At 58.8% G+C, this 18,588-nt stretch carries 17 protein-coding genes and 1 pseudogene; 8 read left to right on the forward strand and 10 right to left on the reverse strand.

The genetic code is table 11. The features are described from left to right. Window positions 1–197 precede the first annotated feature (197 nt). On the reverse strand, window positions 198–1,202 hold the full coding sequence (locus GTO91_RS10625; RefSeq protein ID WP_161258694.1) for a Mov34/MPN/PAD-1 family protein: 1,005 nt from the start codon (window positions 1,200–1,202) through the stop codon (window positions 198–200). A 166-nt stretch (window positions 1,203–1,368) separates the two neighbouring features. Here GTO91_RS10625 and GTO91_RS10630 point away from each other — a divergent pair, with 166 nt between their 5' ends. The 4 genes from GTO91_RS10630 to GTO91_RS10645 all read left to right on the forward strand — a co-directional run bounded on the left by GTO91_RS10630 (window position 1,369) and on the right by GTO91_RS10645 (window position 4,595). Continuing rightward, window positions 1,369–1,761, forward strand: coding sequence for a rhodanese-like domain-containing protein (locus GTO91_RS10630; RefSeq protein WP_161258695.1), 393 nt, complete (start codon window positions 1,369–1,371; stop codon window positions 1,759–1,761). Window positions 1,762–1,876: 115 nt separating this feature from the next. Then, window positions 1,877–2,707 carry a 3-methyl-2-oxobutanoate hydroxymethyltransferase gene (gene panB / locus GTO91_RS10635; protein ID WP_161258696.1) on the forward strand — a complete coding sequence of 277 codons (831 nt, stop codon included), beginning with the start codon at window positions 1,877–1,879 and terminating at the stop codon, window positions 2,705–2,707. Further along, on the forward strand, window positions 2,707–3,645 hold the full coding sequence (locus tag GTO91_RS10640) for a ketopantoate reductase family protein (protein WP_161258697.1): 939 nt from the start codon (window positions 2,707–2,709) through the stop codon (window positions 3,643–3,645). The genes panB and GTO91_RS10640 overlap by 1 nt, the downstream gene beginning before the upstream one ends. A 20-nt stretch (window positions 3,646–3,665) precedes the next feature. Then, entirely contained in the window at window positions 3,666–4,595 is a 930-nt protein-coding gene (locus GTO91_RS10645) for an L-lactate dehydrogenase (protein ID WP_161258698.1), read from the forward strand. A gap of 143 nt (window positions 4,596–4,738) precedes the next feature. Here the strand turns inward: GTO91_RS10645 and GTO91_RS10650 are convergent, their stop codons facing one another. Both GTO91_RS10650 and GTO91_RS10655 read right to left on the reverse strand, forming a co-directional pair. Next, window positions 4,739–5,413, reverse strand: coding sequence for a TerC family protein (locus tag GTO91_RS10650; RefSeq protein ID WP_161258699.1), 675 nt, complete (start codon window positions 5,411–5,413; stop codon window positions 4,739–4,741). A 77-nt stretch (window positions 5,414–5,490) separates the two neighbouring features. After that, window positions 5,491–5,886 carry a TIGR04086 family membrane protein gene (locus tag GTO91_RS10655; protein WP_161258700.1) on the reverse strand — a complete coding sequence of 132 codons (396 nt, stop codon included), beginning with the start codon at window positions 5,884–5,886 and terminating at the stop codon, window positions 5,491–5,493. A gap of 234 nt (window positions 5,887–6,120) precedes the next feature. Here GTO91_RS10655 and GTO91_RS10660 point away from each other — a divergent pair, with 234 nt between their 5' ends. Further along, window positions 6,121–7,536: a TolB family protein gene (locus GTO91_RS10660; protein ID WP_161258701.1), complete on the forward strand. Its 1,416-nt coding sequence runs from the start codon at window positions 6,121–6,123 to the stop codon at window positions 7,534–7,536. Between the two features lie 54 nt (window positions 7,537–7,590). Further along, window positions 7,591–7,743: a hypothetical protein gene (locus GTO91_RS10665; protein ID WP_161258702.1), complete on the forward strand. Its 153-nt coding sequence runs from the start codon at window positions 7,591–7,593 to the stop codon at window positions 7,741–7,743. 155 nt (window positions 7,744–7,898) lie between these two features. Here the strand turns inward: GTO91_RS10665 and GTO91_RS10670 are convergent, their stop codons facing one another. From GTO91_RS10670 to GTO91_RS10700, 7 genes are all read right to left on the reverse strand, one after another. After that, entirely contained in the window at window positions 7,899–8,450 is a 552-nt protein-coding gene (locus tag GTO91_RS10670; RefSeq protein ID WP_161258703.1) for a 2-oxoacid:acceptor oxidoreductase family protein, read from the reverse strand. Continuing rightward, window positions 8,443–9,270 (reverse strand): 2-oxoacid:ferredoxin oxidoreductase subunit beta, encoded by an 828-nt coding sequence (locus GTO91_RS10675; RefSeq protein ID WP_161258704.1) that lies wholly within the window; start codon window positions 9,268–9,270, stop codon window positions 8,443–8,445. The genes GTO91_RS10670 and GTO91_RS10675 overlap by 8 nt, the downstream gene beginning before the upstream one ends. Then, a complete protein-coding gene (locus GTO91_RS10680) occupies window positions 9,271–10,407 on the reverse strand; it encodes a 2-oxoacid:acceptor oxidoreductase subunit alpha (protein WP_161258742.1) in 1,137 nt (378 codons plus the stop codon). A gap of 5 nt (window positions 10,408–10,412) precedes the next feature. Continuing rightward, window positions 10,413–10,628, reverse strand: coding sequence for a 4Fe-4S binding protein (locus tag GTO91_RS10685; RefSeq protein WP_161258705.1), 216 nt, complete (start codon window positions 10,626–10,628; stop codon window positions 10,413–10,415). Window positions 10,629–10,945: 317 nt separating this feature from the next. Then, window positions 10,946–14,560 carry a response regulator gene (locus tag GTO91_RS10690; RefSeq protein ID WP_161258706.1) on the reverse strand — a complete coding sequence of 1,205 codons (3,615 nt, stop codon included), beginning with the start codon at window positions 14,558–14,560 and terminating at the stop codon, window positions 10,946–10,948. A gap of 141 nt (window positions 14,561–14,701) precedes the next feature. Beyond that, window positions 14,702–15,025: an Hpt domain-containing protein gene (locus GTO91_RS10695; RefSeq protein WP_161258707.1), complete on the reverse strand. Its 324-nt coding sequence runs from the start codon at window positions 15,023–15,025 to the stop codon at window positions 14,702–14,704. Window positions 15,026–15,049: 24 nt separating this feature from the next. Continuing rightward, window positions 15,050–16,792: a DUF2334 domain-containing protein gene (locus GTO91_RS10700; RefSeq protein ID WP_161258708.1), complete on the reverse strand. Its 1,743-nt coding sequence runs from the start codon at window positions 16,790–16,792 to the stop codon at window positions 15,050–15,052. A 482-nt stretch (window positions 16,793–17,274) separates the two neighbouring features. On the opposite strand from GTO91_RS10700, the pseudogene GTO91_RS10705 reads away from it, so the two are divergent. Beyond that, window positions 17,275–17,619 (forward strand): annotated as a pseudogene (locus GTO91_RS10705) (cell wall hydrolase); the annotation flags it as partial. A 97-nt stretch (window positions 17,620–17,716) separates the two neighbouring features. Next, a complete protein-coding gene (sigK, locus tag GTO91_RS10710; RefSeq protein WP_161258710.1) occupies window positions 17,717–18,478 on the forward strand; it encodes an RNA polymerase sporulation sigma factor SigK in 762 nt (253 codons plus the stop codon). Window positions 18,479–18,588: the final 110 nt, after the last annotated feature.

The following is an 18,588-nucleotide window of genomic DNA, read 5'->3' on the forward strand; positions in this document are numbered from 1 at the left end:
GGTTGGTCTTTAGATCAAACACCTTGTGCACTATTAGTGCCGCTAATAGTAATGATTTGTTCTGGTGATCTTCCGCTTCCGTCAACAATATCGTTCGATGGGTATTCGTTCGATCCTGACAGAATTCCTGCATAGGCTTTTTTGTTCGATAATTCACAAACGTCCGAACTTCGTCAGGACGCTGATTGTCCTCAATGCTATTTCCACCACAGTGTGTATACGCCTACGGTCACCAGCGCGGCGGCCAGGAAGATCAGGAGGCCCATGCCAAAGGTCATCGCAGCCCGCTTCCAGGACCTCTCGGTCCGGTACCCGCGAATTCGCGCCTCTAGAGGTGTATCTTTCAGCGGGTCCCGCGAACCACGCAGTCGATCATTGGAGATGGCAAGCAAGGCCGATCCGGCAGCCGTATCATCGATGACAAACACAGGTTTTCCTTTTTCTGCGGCGCCATCCTCCTCCACATCGGGATCGGCGATCATGAGGCGGGCTGTATCCTCAATCGGGTTGAATCTAGGTTGCGTAAAACCAGTCGCCGCAACGCCAGGTGTCACAAGGCCGGATGGCGAAGTGCTCGAAGAGGCAGCGCTGGTCATCGTCGCGTTTGATGACGCGGGATGAGCGGCGTGGGCGGAGCCATAGGCGGCAGGGCTGGAAGGAGAAGGATTTTTGCCAGCCGGCGACGAACGAGGGTAGAGCGGCACCGGTTGGGAGCGGGCGGAACGGGTGACCTGGATCGCTTGCCAGTCCTCTGTGGCGACCATGGCGCCTTTGCGCCACCGGTAAAAGCCATGGGTGCCGGACTGGGGATCGACAACCCAGCCGATGTGCCAGGGGCGGGAGAAGTGCTCTTGTTGATTGGTCAGATCCTGACCGGAAAAGAAAAGGCCGCAGCCGGGATGGCTGTGCACCCAGCCCAGCACCTGCAGTTTGGGCGCCAGTTTGCGCAGGCGCTCCCATTCCTCCCAGTCTGCCTGGGTCAATTTCAGGCTCGTATGCACCGGTTCGGCGTGCAGCGCCGGCAGGAAGGTTTCCACACGGATGAGCGCGCCCAGAATGCCCGATCGCTCCTGGAAATAGACATCGCCCAGCAGCAGACCGCCTGCCTCATGGCTGCATTTGCCTACATATTCTCCCACATCGTTGAAAACCTTTTCCAGGATTTCGACCCGCAAATATTCGACACGAATTTCTTCATTCATCCCATTTCCAACCCCTTTCCCCGTAGCGTTACCATTATATCCCCGGTTTTTCGACGATTCAATCCACCCGAGGGAGAAAATGGAGGAGATCGGGGCGGGTCAATAAAAAATAAGAAATCAGCGGGAGCAAAAAAGGAAAAATACTAAGCAGACAGGGGGAGCCCAGATGGATTTCGTACAGATGATTGCAACCGCCGCCATCGGCGCGATCGTGATCTGGCTGGCAGCCCGCTATTTTTTCGGCAGCGGCTCGGACATCCACTATGAAGAGGCCGTGCGCATCCTGGCTGACCGGGAACAATCGCTCCTGCTCGACGTGCGGACCGCCCGGGAACACGGAAAACGCCGGCCGGTCGGCGCTCTCAACATCCCCGTGCAGGAACTTAAACAGCGCCTGGCCGAACTGGAGCCGCACCGGAAGAAACAGATTGTCGTCATCTGCGCCAGCGGCATGCGCAGCCGGATGGCCGTCCAGACGCTGCAAAAACAGGGCTTCGCGGGCGTGAAAAACTTCCGCGGCGGCATGAGCGGCTGGCGAGGAGAGGTAGAAAGCGGCTGACCGCCCATCAGGGCGGCAGCGCATTTTGGCGCCGCCACCGGCGCCCATACAGGAAGCCCATTGTATCCACCTATCTTCTTTCGCACCATATCAGTAGCAAACAGGAGGAATCGTTTTGGCAAAGAAGATCACCCTGCCCCAGTGCAAAGAGATGAAGAAGCAAGGAAAACGCCTCCGCATGATCACCGCCTATGACTACCCCTTCGCCCGCCTCGTCGACGAGAGTGAGATCGAGATCATCCTGGTTGGCGATTCCCTGGGGATGGTTGTCCTGGGCTATGACAGCACCGTGCCGGTCACCCTCGATGAGATGATCCATCACAGCAAGCCTGTCGTCCGCGGCGCCCCAAACACCCTCATCGTGGCGGACATGCCCTTCGGCACCTACAATGTCTCCAAAGAGGACGCCATTCGCAACGCCAACCGCATGCTCAAAGAGAGCGGCATCGAAGCCGTCAAGGTGGAAGGGGGAACGCGGATGGCCCCGACGGTGCGCGCCCTCGTCGACGCCGGCATCCCCGTCATGGGTCACATCGGCCTGACGCCGCAGACGGCGGCCCAACTGGGTGGCTTCAAGGTCCAAGGCAAGACGGAGGACGCGGCCCAGCAGTTGCTGGAAGACGCCCTCGCCTTAGAAGCGGCCGGCGCTTTCAGCATTGTCATCGAATGCGTTCCCGTCGGCCTGGCCCGGACGATCACCACCAGCCTCTCCATCCCAACTATTGGCATTGGCGCAGGCCCTTACTGTGACGGCCAGGTCCTCGTCATCCAGGACCTGCTCGGCATCTATGATCGCTTCGTCCCCAAGTTCGTCAAACAGTATGCCCAGACCGGCCCCGCCATCCGGGCGGCCCTCGGCGACTATGCCCGGGAGGTGGCCGACGGCGTCTTCCCTGGCCCGGAACACAGCTTCGGCATGGATGACGAGATGAAAGGGCTCTATTGATGCGCATCACCGTGCTGGGCGCCGGGGCCATGGGCTGTCTCTACGGCGGCCTGCTGGCCCGCTCCGGCGCCGATGTGACACTCATCGACCGCAAGGCCGACCATGTGCGGAGTCTTAACGAACAGGGTCTTCGCCTCGAGGGGCTCGACGGGGCCGAAAAGACGTCACTGATTCCCCTACGCGCCACGACCTGTCCCGAGGAAGCCGGTCCGGCTGATCTGGTGATCGTTCTGGTCAAGGCGACCGACACGACAGCAGCTGCAGAGAGGTTGGGGCCGCTTCTGGCCCCGCACACCTCCCTGCTCACCCTGCAAAACGGCTTGGGCAACGCCGAGATCCTGGCTGAACGCTGGGGCGCCGAACGGGTGCTGGTGGGAACCAGTTCCTTCGGCGCCCTCTTCGTCGAACCCGGTTGTGTCCGTCTGACCGGTCGGGGCCAAACCCACTTGGGAGAACCGGGGGGCATTCACTCGTCCCGTGTGGAAGCGATCGTAGCGCGTTTCAACCGGGCCGGGCTGAACGCGGCAGCCAGCGACAATGTGACCGGCCTGCTCTGGGACAAACTGCTCGTCAATGTGGGCATCAACGCCCTGACAGCCATCGCCGGCATCCCCAATGGAAAGATCCTCGACGCGCCTGCGCTGACAACCATCTTGGAGGCGGCTGTCGCCGAGGCGGCGGCGGTGGCGGCGGCTGCCGGCGTGACCATCACCGCCGATCCAGCTGGTCGGGCAAAGGCTGTCGCCACAGCGACGGCGACCAACCGTTCCAGCATGCTCCGGGACATGGAGCGCGGGCAGGTCACGGAGATCGACGCCATCAACGGTGCGGTGGCGCGCCTGGGCCGCCATTGGGGCGTCGCCACCCCGGTCAACGAAACGCTCACCCTGCTGGTCAAAGGGCTCACAGAGTTCCGTATTTCTAACCGGGCATACTAGGCCCGAGGTGAGCTTTTTCTATGGATGTTCGTGTCTCCATCATCGGAACAGGCAATGTGGGGGCAGCCACCGCCTTCGGGCTCCTCAGCGCCTCGACAGCCTCGGAACTGGTGCTTGTGGATATCAATAAAAAGAAGGCCGAAGGGGAAGCCATGGACTTAAGCCACGGCGTCTCCTTTGTCAGCCCCGTCGAGGTGGTGTCCGGCGATTACAGCGACTGCAAGGGATCGCGCATCGTCATCTTCACCGCCGGCGCCAACCAGAAACCGGGAGAAACCCGGTTGGACCTGGCCGAGAAAAACACGGCCATCCTCAAACAAGCCATCCCCGAACTGATGAAACACTGCCCTGACGCCATCTTGTTGATGGTCGCCAACCCCGTCGACATCCTGACCTACGCGGCCCTCAAAATCAGCGGCCTGCCCCCCCGGCAGGTCATCGGCTCCGGCACCGTCCTCGACAGTTCCCGCCTCCGCTACACCCTCAGCCGTCATTTCGGCGTCGACGTGCGCAACGTCCACGCCTACATCGCCGGCGAACACGGCGATACGGAGGTGCCGCTCTGGAGCCTGGCGAATATTGCCGGCGCGGACCTGGAGCATATCGACTTCTTCGGCAAGGCGCCCCTTGACCGGCAAGCCCTTTTTGAAGAAACGAAAACGGCGGCCTACCACATCATTGAGCGCAAGGGCGCCACCTACTACGCCATCGCCCTCGCTGTCCGGCGCATCTGTGAGGCCATCCTGCGCGACGAACACTCGGTGCTGACCATCTCCAGCCTCATAGAAGGCGACTACGGGATTCGCGATGTCTGTCTCAGCCTGCCCAGCCTCGTCTACGCCGGCGGCCGGGAAAGGATCCTCGACCTCCCTCTGAGCCATCAGGAGGAAGGTTTGTTGCGCCACAGCGCCGGCGAACTGCGCAAGGTGCTGTCCGGACTCGGATTCTGATGGTATCCGTCTAGAAGGATCGGATGAAAAACGGCAAGGCTGCTTCTTCTAGGGAAGCAGCCTTGCCGTTTTTCATGACTGATATTACATCATGCCGTCTTCGCGAAGGAAATCAAGCGGTTTGAACATGTCCGACCTTATTTTCATCTTCCTTCGGCGACTGCAGCCCTGTCTCTGATCCGCTTGCCGATCAGTATGACGAAGGCTGTAATAACGAGTGGGACAAGATACTCCGATATGGGGATCTGTTGAACAAAGGGGCCGATGCTCTGATCATGGATGACCATTTTTCCCGCCGTCCAGGCGAGAATACCCGAACCGACGTAGACCAACCAGGTATGCCGGTGCAACAGGTTAGACAGAAAGGCGCTTCCCGTCAAAACAACCGGGATGCTTAGGGCAAGTCCAAAGCCAAGCAAGTAAACATTCCCATGGGATGCCCCGGCTAATGCCAGCACATTGTCGAGACTCATCAACACGTCAGCGCTGATGATGGTGAGTATGGCTTTTTTGAAATCACTTCCTACATTTATCATCTCGTCGACCGGTTTCTCGGGGTAAAGCAACTTCAGTGCGATCCACGCAAGGAGAAGCCCTCCGATAAACTGAATCAGGGGGATGCGCAACAGCAGCGCAACGATGAAGGTGAGGGCTATCCGAAGCCCTACGGCCATCGCCGCTCCCCAGAACATCGCTTTCTTGCGGTATTCATCGGGCAGTCCTTTGGTTGCCATGGCGATGACAACCGCGTTATCACCGCTAAGTACAAGGTCTATGACGATAATATTGATAATTCCTGCGATGAATGCCCAATCCATTTTCGCCTCCGTATCGCTAATTTCAGTTTACATGGCTTCGTAAGCTAGGTTGCGCTCGCCGGAACCGCCTTATTCCCCTACCGCCCGGTCAGCACCCGATTCGTCCTACCCGTCGATTGCACCCCCAAGACACCGCCGGCGGCGCCGAGCATCATGAGCATAAGCGCATCGGCGCCGGCAATGGTCAGTGAGTAAGCGCCCGTCGAAGACCACAAGGTCATGAAGAACAGCGCCAGCAGCATGCCTACGATCAGTCCTTGCAGCCAACCGCGGCGCCTGGCCAATCGGGCTGCCCGGTATCCGCCGAAAAAAGCCGCTGCCCCCAGGAGGACGATGATCCAGGGACTTAAAAAGTACACCGGCCCCGATAACCTCCAGAGAAGGACAATAGTCAGGGCCATTCCACCGGCGAGAATCGCAGCCGCCCGCAGTAGACCGGCCCAAACAGGCTTCCAGTGCCAGAGAGAGACCATTGAACTCCCACTCCTTTTCTTTCTATGTCATCTTGCCCATGTCATCTTTCGCAAAGGGCCGACTTCCGCCTCACCCTTCCAATGATTCCACTACAGCTTATGAGCCAGGGAAAGGAAAAAGGACAAGCGCCATAAGTTTCACTTTTTTCGGCAGGAATTCGGTAGCTTTTGTCTAATTCAGGTCTAGTCCAGACAGAATCTAAAATGTGGGCCATCACCACCAGGAGGTCATCCATGAAACGCCTTAAGCCGGGAATCCCCTTGATCGCCGCCCTGCTCGTCGTCACCCTCGCCGCCTACAACCTCGCCTCGAACAAACGCTTTCCCCTTACGACCGCCGACAGCATTGTTCCGGGCCCGGACACCCAGTGGGTTGAGGCAAAAACCCTTCCTCCCCTGGAAGATCTGCCGGCCGGTTACCATCTCGTCGACCTGAGAGAAATCTGTGAACAGGCACTTGCCTCCTACACGGTTCGCACGCCCGGCTTGGGTGACGTCAAACCCACCCCGGAGAAGAAGTCAAGCGAGTCCGCCGCCAGAGACGAGGTCCAGTGGTCCAGCATCACCTTCAGCAACAAAAAAGAGCGCATGGCCTTCACCACACGCAACAGTCTCTATGTGGTCAATATGAAATCCCGACAAGCGATCCGCCTGCACCGGCTCGCTGTTGAGGACGGGACTGAATTCTTCCCGGCCATCGCCTGGAGCCCCGACGACAGCATGGTCACCTTCGGCACGGTGACTCGCCCGAAAGGGGACGGCGCGCCCACCTACACAGTCAGCCTGGCGCGCGTCAACGACGGTGACGTGAAGAATGTCCATCAGTCAGACAAACGTCCCAATCTGCCCATCTGGTCCCCGGATGACAAGTACATCGCCCTGGACAACCCCCTCTTCGTCTACGAGGTTAAAACCCAGAACCGCACCCCCGTTGGCATGGGGGCTGACCTGCGCTCGCCGCGGTGGTCGCCTGACAGCAGTTACCTCATTTTTAGCCAATACACTTCGCCGGAACGCTGCGAGATTTACCGCTACTCGCCGGAGACGCGGGAGATGCTGCAGATGACCGACCTCGGAAAAACGGTCGCCCCGGTCGCCTGGCTGAAGTACCCCTCCACGATCATCATGGAGACAGAGGCCACAGCGAACGGGAATGACACGGGCCGTCACCACGTTGGGGAGGTGCGCCCCCACTCGGAAAGCAGCATCCGCTGGCTTACCGGCTTTGACAGTGCCGAATCCAACCGTTTCCTCTGCGCTTCCCCCAATGAACGGCTGATCATCATGCGTCAGTTCCAGCCAGCGGCGAGCGCGGCGACGGCAACCCCGACGACAGCAGGAAAACTCGAGAACCGTTTCGATCTGATCGCCGCCAACCGGGAAATCACATCCTTTTTCGGCTGGCGCCGGGTCAAAATCCACAGCCTCCCCGTCGATACCCACCTGACCCACGCCTGGAACCGCGACGGCAAGCTCTTCTACATGATCGACGCCAGATCGGAAGGGGCTGCAGCCGGCGAATCGTCGAAATACGAGTTATACCTCTTCGACTTCGATCAGATGACCCGGCAGAAGGTGTGGGACGCTACGACCCCCCTGCGTCTGGTTGCCGTCGACGGATACAATACGGTTTATTATTGTCCCTACTAAGTCACGTAAAAAAAACGCGCCTCCCGGGGCATGCTAACCCTGGGAGGTGACCGCATGCAGCACTGTTCAGGCTTCCGGAGGATGCACGCCAACGCAGCCCATTTTGCTGTTGTGGCCTATATCGGCCTGGTCGCTTGGTTCATTCGGGAACTGCGGACCATCACCGACGCCGTCGTCGACATCCGTGAGGCGCTCCGGCGCCGGTAACCCTCCTGCCGCTTTGGCTGTATCCGGCACGCCGGTGGCCAAAGCGGCTTTTGCGTAAAAAAGCCCTGTCACCGCTTCCACTGCGGTGACAGGGCTTTTATTGATAGCATGCATGAAGGTGTATGGTACCATCCTCGGGATGCGCTTTCCATGCCTTAAGCGGCGTTCAAGGCTTCCTCAATCGCTTGAAAGCCGACGGCGATGGCCTTCTTGTTCATCTCCTCGGTCCCTTTCGGGATGCGGGAAAGGACAGCCTTTTCGAGGGCTTCCCGGGAGACGACGCCGGTCAGGCCGACGATAACAGCCAGGGCGACGATATTGGCCACCACTTCGCGACCCACGTCCTGGCGGGCCAGACGGCTGATGTCGATGCGGTAAACCCTTCCCTTCGTAGGCTCACAGTTCTTGACATAGGTGCTGTCGAGGATGACGATGCCGTCTTCCTTGACCTCATCGATGTACTTCTTGGCCGCTTCCGGGCTCATGGCCAGCAGCAGGTCAGCATCCTTGACTTTCATGTAGTCAATCCGGTCGCCGGAAATGATGACCTCGGCTTTGGAGGAACCCCCACGGGACTCGGGACCATAGCTCTGGGATTGAACAGCGTTCTTCCCATCGAGGATGGCCGCTTCGGCCAGAATGATCCCGCCGGTGATCAGACCTTGACCGCCGGTGCCGCCCAGTCGGATTTCCCAACTATCACGCATTGCTGTTGGCCTCCTTGAATCTGTCGATGATTTTTTCGTACTGCTCCGTATACTCTGGAGCCGGTACGTGGTGGAGGATACCCGTCAGGATTTTGCCTTCCTTTTTTTCCGGGGGCAGCCGGTCAGCCGCCTCCTTGGGTAGGCAATTGTCCTTCTGCCACTTGAGCATATCGGCGGCGCTGCCCTGCTTGTTCTTGCGACCGTAGTAGATGGGGCAGGCAGCGAGAGCCTCCACGAAGGAGAAGCCTTTATTGGTGATGCCGGCGTGAATGACGTCGGTCAACTGGCGCGTGTGGAAGGAGTTGCCGCGGGCCACATAGGTGGCGCCGGCGCCGATGGCCAGGTTGCAGATGTCGAAGGGGCGCTCGATATTACCATACGGAGCGGTGGTCCCTTTTGCCCCGGTGGGGCTCATCGGCGAATACTGCCCACCAGTCATGCCGTAGATGTTGTTGTTGAAGAGGATCACATTAAGGTCGATGTTTCGCCGGGCGGCGTGGATGAAATGGTTGCCGCCGATAGAAGTGCAGTCGCCGTCACCGGTGATGACGAAGACGTTCAATTCCGGATTGGCCACCTTGACGCCAGTGGCGAAGGCGATGGCGCGTCCATGGGTGGTATGGAGGGTGTCGAAGTTCAAGTAGCCCGTTGCCCGGGAGGAGCAGCCGATGCCGGAGACGATGACCGTTTTATCCTGATCGAGGCCGGCCTTCTGGATGGCTTCCACTATTGACTTGACGATGATGCCGTTGGAGCAACCGGGACACCAGATATGGGGGAGTCGGTTGGTGCGGAAATACTGTTCGATTTCGGCAAACACTTATAGTACCTCCTCGACCTTCTCCCGGATGGTGTCGGGAGCGATCATTTCTCCGTCAGCCCGGCAGACGCCATAGACGGGTACCTGCCCTTCCACAGCGCTCTTGACCACATCCAGCACCTGGCCGAGGTTCATTTCCGCCACGATGATGGCCCGGGCGCCCTCGGCGACACGCCGGACGGCGTCGACCGGGAAGGGCCAGAGGGTGATCAGGCGCAGGAGGCCGACCCGCAATCCTTGGGCGCGCGCTTCCCGCACGACATAGGCCGCCGAACGGGACACACAGCCGTAAGCGATGATGACGACATCGGCGTCTTCTGTCTCGATCTCTTCCACCATGATGATCTCGTCGAGACCGCGGTCGACCTTGCGGTGCAAGCGCTCCAAGTGGGCGCCGACGACGGAGGAACTGTTGGAGGGGAACCCCGTCTCGTCATGGAGCAATCCGGTCACGTGGAACCGGTATCCTTCGCCGAAGTTGGCCATGGGCGGAACGAGTGTATCATCAACAGGGGCATAGGCAACATACTGTCCGGGCGGAAGGTCGGTCTTTTTCCGATCCAACACTTCTAATTCGCCGGGGGCCGGAATGACCATCCGTTCCCGCATGTGACCGATGACCTCATCAAGCATGAACAGGACAGGGATACGAAAGCGTTCGGACAGGTTGAAGGCCTTTACCGTCAGGTCAAAACACTCCTGCACCGAGTTGGGGCAGATGGCGATGACAGGATGGTCGCCATGGGTTCCCCAGCGGGCTTGCATCACGTCACCCTGGGAGGGCGCCGTCGGTCCGCCTGTGGAAGGACCGAGCCGTTGAACATCGACGACGACGCAAGGGACCTCTGCGAGGATGCCGTAGCCCAGGTTTTCCTGCTTGAGCGAGAAACCGGGACCGGAGGTAGCTGTCATGGACTTGGCACCGGTCAGGGCGCCGCCGATGATGGCGGCCATGCTTGCGATCTCATCTTCCATCTGGATGAAACGCCCCCCCACCTGGGGCAGCCGTTCCGCTAGAATCTCCGCGATTTCTGTCGACGGGGTGATGGGATAACCGGCGTAGAATCGGAGGCCAGCATAGATGGCGCCTTCGGCGCAGGCCTGGTTGCCCTGCATCAAGCGGGCCTTGTTGGGCATGGTGGTCAAGTTCTCTTCCCCCCTGCGACGGAAATGGCGAAATCGGGACAATGATTTTCGCAAATCTTACACTTGGTGCATTTTTTCGGTTGGACGAGGGTGGCTTTTCCCAGTTCATCAGCGCCCAGCGCTTTGGTGGGACAAAGGGCGTAGCAAATCCCGCAGGCCTTGCACCAGGCAAGATTGATCTGAACGGGCGCCTGTTCGACGGCGGATGACATCGCATCACCTCATACATTACTGCCAGAGCAAATTTCTTGCTTTGTAATCTTTTCCTGGAGAATTCAGAATTTTTAATCCTGCCTCGTATGCTCATTGTAGTCCATGGCGAGAACAACTGTCAATTTAAGTGAAACTATATATTTTCTCGTTTCCCCCAATGAATGCTTAAAAGAAAAAAACAATCCAAGGGTTCGGCCTACAGCAAGTTTATCGACGTAAAGGATTGGCCTTTTGTCGATTAAGAAAGAAAAGACTGCCCCCAGCGGCGGGAAAGCAGTCGCAAAAGGCAGATTTGTCACTCGCTGGAATTTCTCCTTCACGTGTGTTCAGGAGGAGGCATCCATTGCTTCAGGATCTCTCGCAGCTTTTCAGGACGGATCGGCTTGGTCGTATAGTCGTCCATGCCGGCAGCGAGACAACGTTCGCGGTCCCCTTGCATGGCGTTGGCCGTCATGGCGATGATGGGCAGACGGCCAACGCCTTCGGCCTCGGCGCGACGGATAGCCTGGGTCGCCTCATATCCGTCCATATCTGGCATCTGACAATCCATCAACACCAGGGAAAAGGGATGGCGCGCCACCGCTTCGACCGCCTCACGGCCCGTGGACACGCAATGCCCCTGATAGCCGAGCCGCTTCAACAGCAGCAGCGCCAGCTTCTGATTGGACCGGTTGTCTTCGACGACGAGGATTTCGCCTCCATCGAGTCGGGATATGTCCGCTAAGAAATCGCCGGACGTTGGCATGTCCCCGGCTGCCGGCAGTGGGACCGCTTTAGGCGTCGCCTCAGTGGTCGTCATCTGGGCGCCGCGCTTCACTGCAGGCGCCTCGGGTTGCTGCCCTTCCGGATTCTCTACCTCCGGCTGCGGCGCTTTCTCCGTCGATAAACGGGTCAGGCAGGCCGCCAGGTGGGCGCTTTTCACCGGTTTGACAAGATAGGCCGAGAATCCAGCGCGCAGCGCCTCCTCTCCCCGCTCCCGGCCGTCGATGGCGATCAACAGGATCAACATCGGCGCCGGGACACCCTCCTGCCTTCGGCGGGAGTCGCCTATGAACGGCAATCCGTCCTTAAATGAATGATACGGCAGCACATCGTCGATGATGATGAAGTCAAAGGGGGCCTGCGCCGCATGGGCCTCGTCAACAGCGCGCACCGCCTCATCTACGCTGCCGGCGCAGCGGCAACGGAGGCCCCAGGCTTCCCCGTAGCGGGCTAGAGTAACACTGGTTCCACCGCCGGCGAGAACAAGCATTCTTTTTCCTTTGATTGCGTCAGGCGACGGCGCCGGTTTAGCCACGGCGGTGAAGGGGACGGTAAACCAGAAGGTGGATCCACGCCCGAATTCGCTCTCCACGCCGATCTCGCCACCCATCAGATCGATGATGCGGCGGGAAATGGAGAGACCCAGACCGGTTCCGCCATACTTGCGCGTCGTCGACCCGTCGGCCTGGGTGAAGGGCTGAAAAAGACGCTGTCGGGCAACAGGCGACAGGCCGATACCCGTGTCGATCACCTCAAAACGCAGGCGGAGCGGACTGACATCCGGCGGATCGTCGGGGGTGATCAGGATGGTCACGCCGCCCTGTTCCGTAAACTTGACGGCATTGCCCCCCAGGTTAAGGAGGACCTGGCGCAACCGCCCCTCGTCTCCTCGCAGGACAGCGGGGATGGCGGGATCGATAAAGGTGCTCAGGGCCAACCCCTTTTTTCCCGCCCCGGCCGAAAGCATGTCGGCGATCGTTTCGACCGTATCGGCCAGGCGGAACTCGGTCTCATCGATGGTCATCTTCCCGGCTTCAATCTTGGAAAAGTCGAGGATATCGTTGATAATCCGGAGCAACCCCTCCGCTGATTCGCGAACAATGACGGCAAAATCGCGCTGCTGCGCATCGAGGTCGGTTTCCAGCAGGAGTTCGTTCATCCCCATGATAGCGTTCATGGGGGTGCGGATCTCATGGCTCATGTTGGCCACAAACTCCGATTTCAGCCGTGAAGCCTCCAATGCCTGATCGCGCGTTCGCGCCAGTTCATCCTGCACCCGCTTGCGCTCGATAAATCCGCCGATGCCGGCGGCCATGGCGGCCAAAATCATCTTATCGTAGTCGGTCCAGGCGCGCTCCCGGCTGCAGTCGTCAAAACCGATGAATCCCCAGCAGATCCCGCCAGCGAAGATGGGCACCGCCAGAAAGGACTGTATCCCCAGCGGAAGGAACACCTGCCGCTCCGCTTCCGAATAGGTCCGGCAGGTTCCGCTGACCGGCTGTCCAGACCTAAAGGCGGCATACCAGTCGTTGAGGCCGTGCTCGTCATAAGAGAAGTTCTGCAAGTCCTGATTGTCGATCTGCGGCGAGACGGATTCTCTAGTCCACTCGAAACGCTGGCTGATCGCCCAGCCCTCCGAGCAGGGATGGCGATGGTGCTCAAAAATATAGACACGATCGGCCCCTGCCGCTTGACCCAAGCTGGCAAGCGCCACCTGGATGGCTTCATTGTACTCGCTGACGGTCAGCAGCCGCTGCGAACCTTCAGCGACCCCTTGCACGAGCACCCCCTGCTCCCGCAATTTTTCCGCCGACCGGCGGGCCGACCACAAGGCTTTAAAGAAGATCTGGACGACCCAGAACAAGGCCAACGTGGTGATGATGGCCACCATGCGGTAGCCGGCGATGGTGAACCGCCATAGGCGGTCGCTCACGTCCATGCCAAAAACAGCCACGATCCGATCGGATTCGGGATCGCGAATGACGGCATGACCGGAAACCCAGGTGCCCCAGTCGTCTTCAAGGGGTCCTTCGACAAAAGCCTCACCGGTAGAGAAGATCTCCCGCAACTCCGCTGAGGCGTCGTCATAGCTTTCTCCGGGGGGAGAGTAGTCGTCAGAGCTTTCGGGTTCTGAATCAAGGTAAAAAAACATGCCCTTTTCGTTTTGTCCCAAAAGATAGACAAAGCGAGCGTCCTCGTTCGCCGCCCGCATGGCCGCAACCCGCTCCCGCAAGCGCAGGTATTCGGGGTTGTCCAGATCGGCCTCTGTCCCTGAGAGACGGGCGATCATATTCCCGCCGATGGCTGCAGCCGCTGTTTTCGCCCGCGTCAACAGACTCTGGCGGGCATGGCTCTCACCAGCCTGGCCGACCAATTCTGTCGCCATCCATCCGATCAGGAGCAACAGGAAGAACGCCCCGAGAGGACGCCACCAGACAATTTTCTCAGATAGGGGATGGTGGCGGCGCTCCCGCTCATCAACCAACCAGGCATAACGCCAGAGAAAAAAGACCGTTCCCATGGCTGGCAACAGTTGCAGCGCCGCCGCCGGCGCGCCGGCCACATCGACCATTGCAGGAGCGACCGTTGTCGGCGCTTCCGGCTGATTGCCGGCAAAAAAAGCCGCCATCGCCAGTACAGCTGCAAGGGCCTGTAAAACCAGGCAGGTCGAGGCGCCGGCAAGGGCGTTGCCCGATCGCCGGTCCCCAAGCCGGGCGTGGCGCCCTATCGACCAGGCAACTCCCGCCCAGGACAGGAAGCCCAAACCGTAACGGACCGCCACGTTCACGCCGGATAAGCCGGCGGCCATACCGGCCATGAGGAAGACACCCGCTCCTACAAACAAGGCGAAGGCCAAAAAGCCGACAGCACCGCCGGCGCCCTTTTCCTTTGCCAATCCGCTCTTCGCAAAAAGGGCAAGCGAAAAAAAGGCTGCCGCGGTCAGCAACAACCGCAGGATAGCAAAAAAAGCGCCATCTCCAAAATTCCAGGCGATCAGATCGAGCCAGGCGGAAAGTCCGAGGAATAAGCCGTACGATCCCAAATAGCTCCAGGAAAAAGGCCGGTTTTCACTCTGGCGAAGGATTCCCGCAACAGATACCAGCACGATCAGGCTAAGACCGTAGACAAAAAAGATATAGTCCAGTTCGCGCGCGAAAAATGGAGTCATGCTGGAACCCGCCTTTCGGGACCACAGATGAACGGATCAAATCTTATACTTCTATGGTAGCACATTGCGGCGTCTTTTTCATTGTATCTGACTCCTGCGCTCCGGTGTGATTCCCATTGAGGCAAAAGGCGTCGGTCGCTCTTATAGGCCCACCATCTCCTTGATCCGGGCCAGTTCACCCCGAAGATTGGGGAATTCCCGGCGGATTTGTTCGAGAGCACCTGAGAGGGCGCAGGCTTCCAGGGACTTTGCCATCTCGCCCACATCGTCTAAACGAAAATTGAATGCCGATCCTTTAAGGTCGTGAAAAAGTGCTTTCAGCGCCTTCACATCTCCTTTGGGCAACGCTTCATCGATACCGGCCAGTGTGTTCTCAGCCTCTTCAAAAAAAATCTCCAGCGCCTCCCGGAACTCTTCCGGTGTCAGCATCAGAGACGCAGCTGCTTCTGCCAGCACAAAACTCATCTTCCCTATCTCCTTTTACTTCATTTATCTTTTTTTATTTCCTGCGCCGACCCCCGCCCTGATGATCAGGACAAGCGCTGCCGCAGTCACCCCGGCCAGCGCAATTGCGGCCGCAAAGAGCAGGGGCGTCTCCTCCCCCGCCATGCCCAGCCATGGGAAAAGCGCACCCTTCGACGTGTCGCCATTCACGATGGGATCCCAGAAAACATCTGCCTCCGAAATGGCGCCAACCCCATGCTCCGGTGAAGCAGTAGGGAGCGCTTCCCTGACGGGCAGGTTGTGCGGGTCTAAGAAAGCAAACCCTCGTTCCCGGAGCCCGTCGACCAGTTGAACCAGCCGCCCGCTGTCGAGAAAGGAGTGGAAAAAAGCGCCCGCAGCGCAGTCGCGCACCAGGGTCACTTCCTCAGCCGCCTTCAGCATCGGCGCCACCGGGTCTTCTTTGCGGAAATCGAAAAAACCGATATTCTCCGGTATCACACGGTAGCCATACTGGTCTTTTTTCAGCAGGTAAGGGACCTTCTGGGTCAGCCTCGAATGGCCGGAGATCTGCGGACTGCCGACGAGCAGGTCGACGCGGTCGCGCAGTTGAACATAGGTGTCGCGGTTCATGGCGTAATGGGGCACCGTGATGCCCAGCGGGCGCAAACCAAGGGCGCGCAGATCGTTAATCGCACGGTCCCACCGCTTTTCCGCCCAATCGGGAAAGGTCTTTGAGACAACCGGCTCTTCTCTGTCTGCATCCCAAAACTCAAAGCCCCAGCCGGTTTCCACATCCCCGACCTGATGGGTCAATCCGTGAACCAGGATCGTGCCGCCGGAGGCCTCCATGTAGCGGAGCGCTTCCACTAGATCAGGGCGTTCCGATAAAGTGACCCGCTCCCCCGTCTTCGGATTCACGTAGACGGGAACGACGGTAACCATGAAGGGGATGTTCCGGCTTTTCAGCGCATCAGCAAACTGGCGCAACGTCTCCGCTGAACGGAGCGGGTGCACGTCTTCAATACGCAAGGTGGCCCAGCGCTTCCCTTCCGAAGGCTGTCCCAGAAAGTCGTACAGTTGATCGGCAACCAACAGGTAGGCCCGGCTGTGCAGATCCGTGTCTGCAACATACCAGAATCGGTGGTTGCGCAAGCCGAAGGGGAATCGCCCCTGTGGGGTGTCCGCCCAGGCCCATACGACGCTATCAACGGGAAATTCCCTCACCAGGTTCATTTGCTGCGGGCGATTGGCGTTAATCGTCCGGTCCTTATAAATGTAGGCGACCGACTGGCGTTCGGAAAGACGGGTTTGCCATCGGGGACCACCGGCGACATCCAACTGTTCGATGTTGCGCCCCAGCCACATGACCGGCTTTTGAGAACCGGCTACGTCCCGCAACAGGGTGCGCGGAACCTTCTCAGGATACGTTCCCATGTAGATGAAGGCATCGTAACGGGCCAAATCGCCTTCCTGATAGGCGCCGCTCGTGCGGAGCGTCACCTCCACGTCAAAATGACCCAGGAGGTTTTGCATCATCGTGGGCCAGTCCCGCTCCTGCCAAGGCAGGGTGCCTCGCAAGATCCGCGGCGTCGGGTAGACGACAAGGACCGTCTTCGCTGCCCTGACGGTTTCCCCTGTGATGATACTCCCTGGGATGGTCCCGACTGAACCGGGCTCGCCCTCCGCTGAGGCGCGGTCCGCTGATATTTCGGGGGCGGGGACTGACGCTGCGGCGATGTTTGTCGCTACGGTGGAATCTGCCCAGAAGGCAAAAACGGTTAAAAGCAAAACGAGTCCGGCAATGGTTGTTGCGGAGATGAGGCGGTTTGGTGTTGGAGAGGCGCTCAAGCTATCACCTGACTATTGTATCGTTTCGTTCATGATTGAAGGGAGCATTGTGCAGCGGTTCAAGGCGTTCCTTCCCTTGCAATTCCATGCGACGGGAAAAAAACCTTCTTTAATCTCAGCCTCGGCAAAAAATCGGTTGTCGCCAAGGAGCGGTTTGCATGGACTTCGATCCTTTCGCCCATACTATCCCCGAAAATGGATTGGCGAATCGATGTGAATGAAAAAGGGGGTCTTAGATGCAAACGCTTCGAATCGGCGGAAAAGCAGGACTCTTCCTGCTGATCCTGGCGACGCTCCTTTTCCCCTGGCCCGACAGCGAACCCTCCCTGCCCATGACCTATGGGCAGTTCCTGGAAAAATTCGGGCCGGAAATCGAGATGGCCGAAGCCCAGGCGATCGGCCGGGGCTGGCCGAGGTCCTACGATGTCTGGATGATGGCGCGATGCATCACCGGCGAGGCCCGAGGGGAGCCCTATGTGGGACAGGTGGCTGTCGGCGGCGTCATCCTCAACCGGGTTCGCAGCGCCGTATTCCCCAATACCGTATCGGGCGTGATCTTCCAACCGGGCGCCTTTACGGCTGTCGATGACGGGCAGATCTGGATGAACATTAACCAGACCAGCCTCAAAGCCGCCCGTGACGCACTGGCCGGTTGGGATCCCAGCGCCGGCGCCCTTTACTATTTCAACCCGGCCACGGCGACAAGCAAATGGATCTGGGGACGGCCCCAGATCAAGCGCATCGGCAAACACATCTTTACCAGGTAGAGGCGCGCCCTCCCGAGCGGGAGGGCGCTTTGTTATAGACTCGCACACCTCCTTGTCTCTTTCCATAAAGTGGAAATAGATAAACGGGGGTGATCGATTGGTAACGGCATGCGTTGCCGCCTTTCTGGCTTTCCTGCTCAAAGGGTTTGCCGCCCTTTTCGGCGGTCTCAACAGCAACTCATTTCCGAAACCCCTCTCGGCGGAAGAAGAAGCCGAATGCATCGCCCGCACGGCCAGCGGCGACGCAGAAGCGCGGGAAAAACTGATAACCCATAACCTTCGCCTGGTGGCGCACATCTGCAAAAAATACTATTCCAACGATGAAGAGATCGAAGAATTGATCAGCATCGGAACGATCGGGCTGATCAAGGCGATCAACACCTTCAAGGCCGAGAAGAAGGTGCGGCTCAGCACCTACGCCTCCCGGTGCATCGAGAACGAGATCCTCATGCACTTCCGCGATAAGAAGCGAGATTCCCGAATCGTCTCCTTCGAGGAATCCGTCGGCATAGACAAGGACGGAAACATGATGACCTACAGCGACATACTCGGCACGGACGGAGATACGGTAGCGGAGTTGGTCGAGCGGTCTTTTGAGCTCGAGGACCTTCAGAATAAAGTCCGGCGGCGCCTGAACAAGAAAGAGCGCGAGATCCTGACGCTGCGTTACGGACTGGCCGATGGCACCCCGAAGACGCAGCAGACCGTGGCCGACCTGTTGAACATCTCCCGCAGCTATGTGAGCCGGATCGAGGGCCGGGGGATCCGCAAGTTGATGAAGGAGTATATGCGGGAGATCAGCGGGAGCGGTGATGGGTTAGGGCTGGGAAAAAAGCGGGGGGAGTCGAAGAAGGGGTAGCGGTTGGAAACGGACGATAGGACGGAAACGTTTTAGAAGGCTGGATTTACTTTCGTGCAAACCCTCTCTGTTAAAGAAAAGCAGATAGGGTTTGTTATTTTGGGGCACTA

This window comes from Heliomicrobium undosum (assembly GCF_009877425.1).
GTDB classification, from domain to species: Bacteria; Bacillota; Desulfitobacteriia; order Heliobacteriales; family Heliobacteriaceae; genus Heliomicrobium; species Heliomicrobium undosum.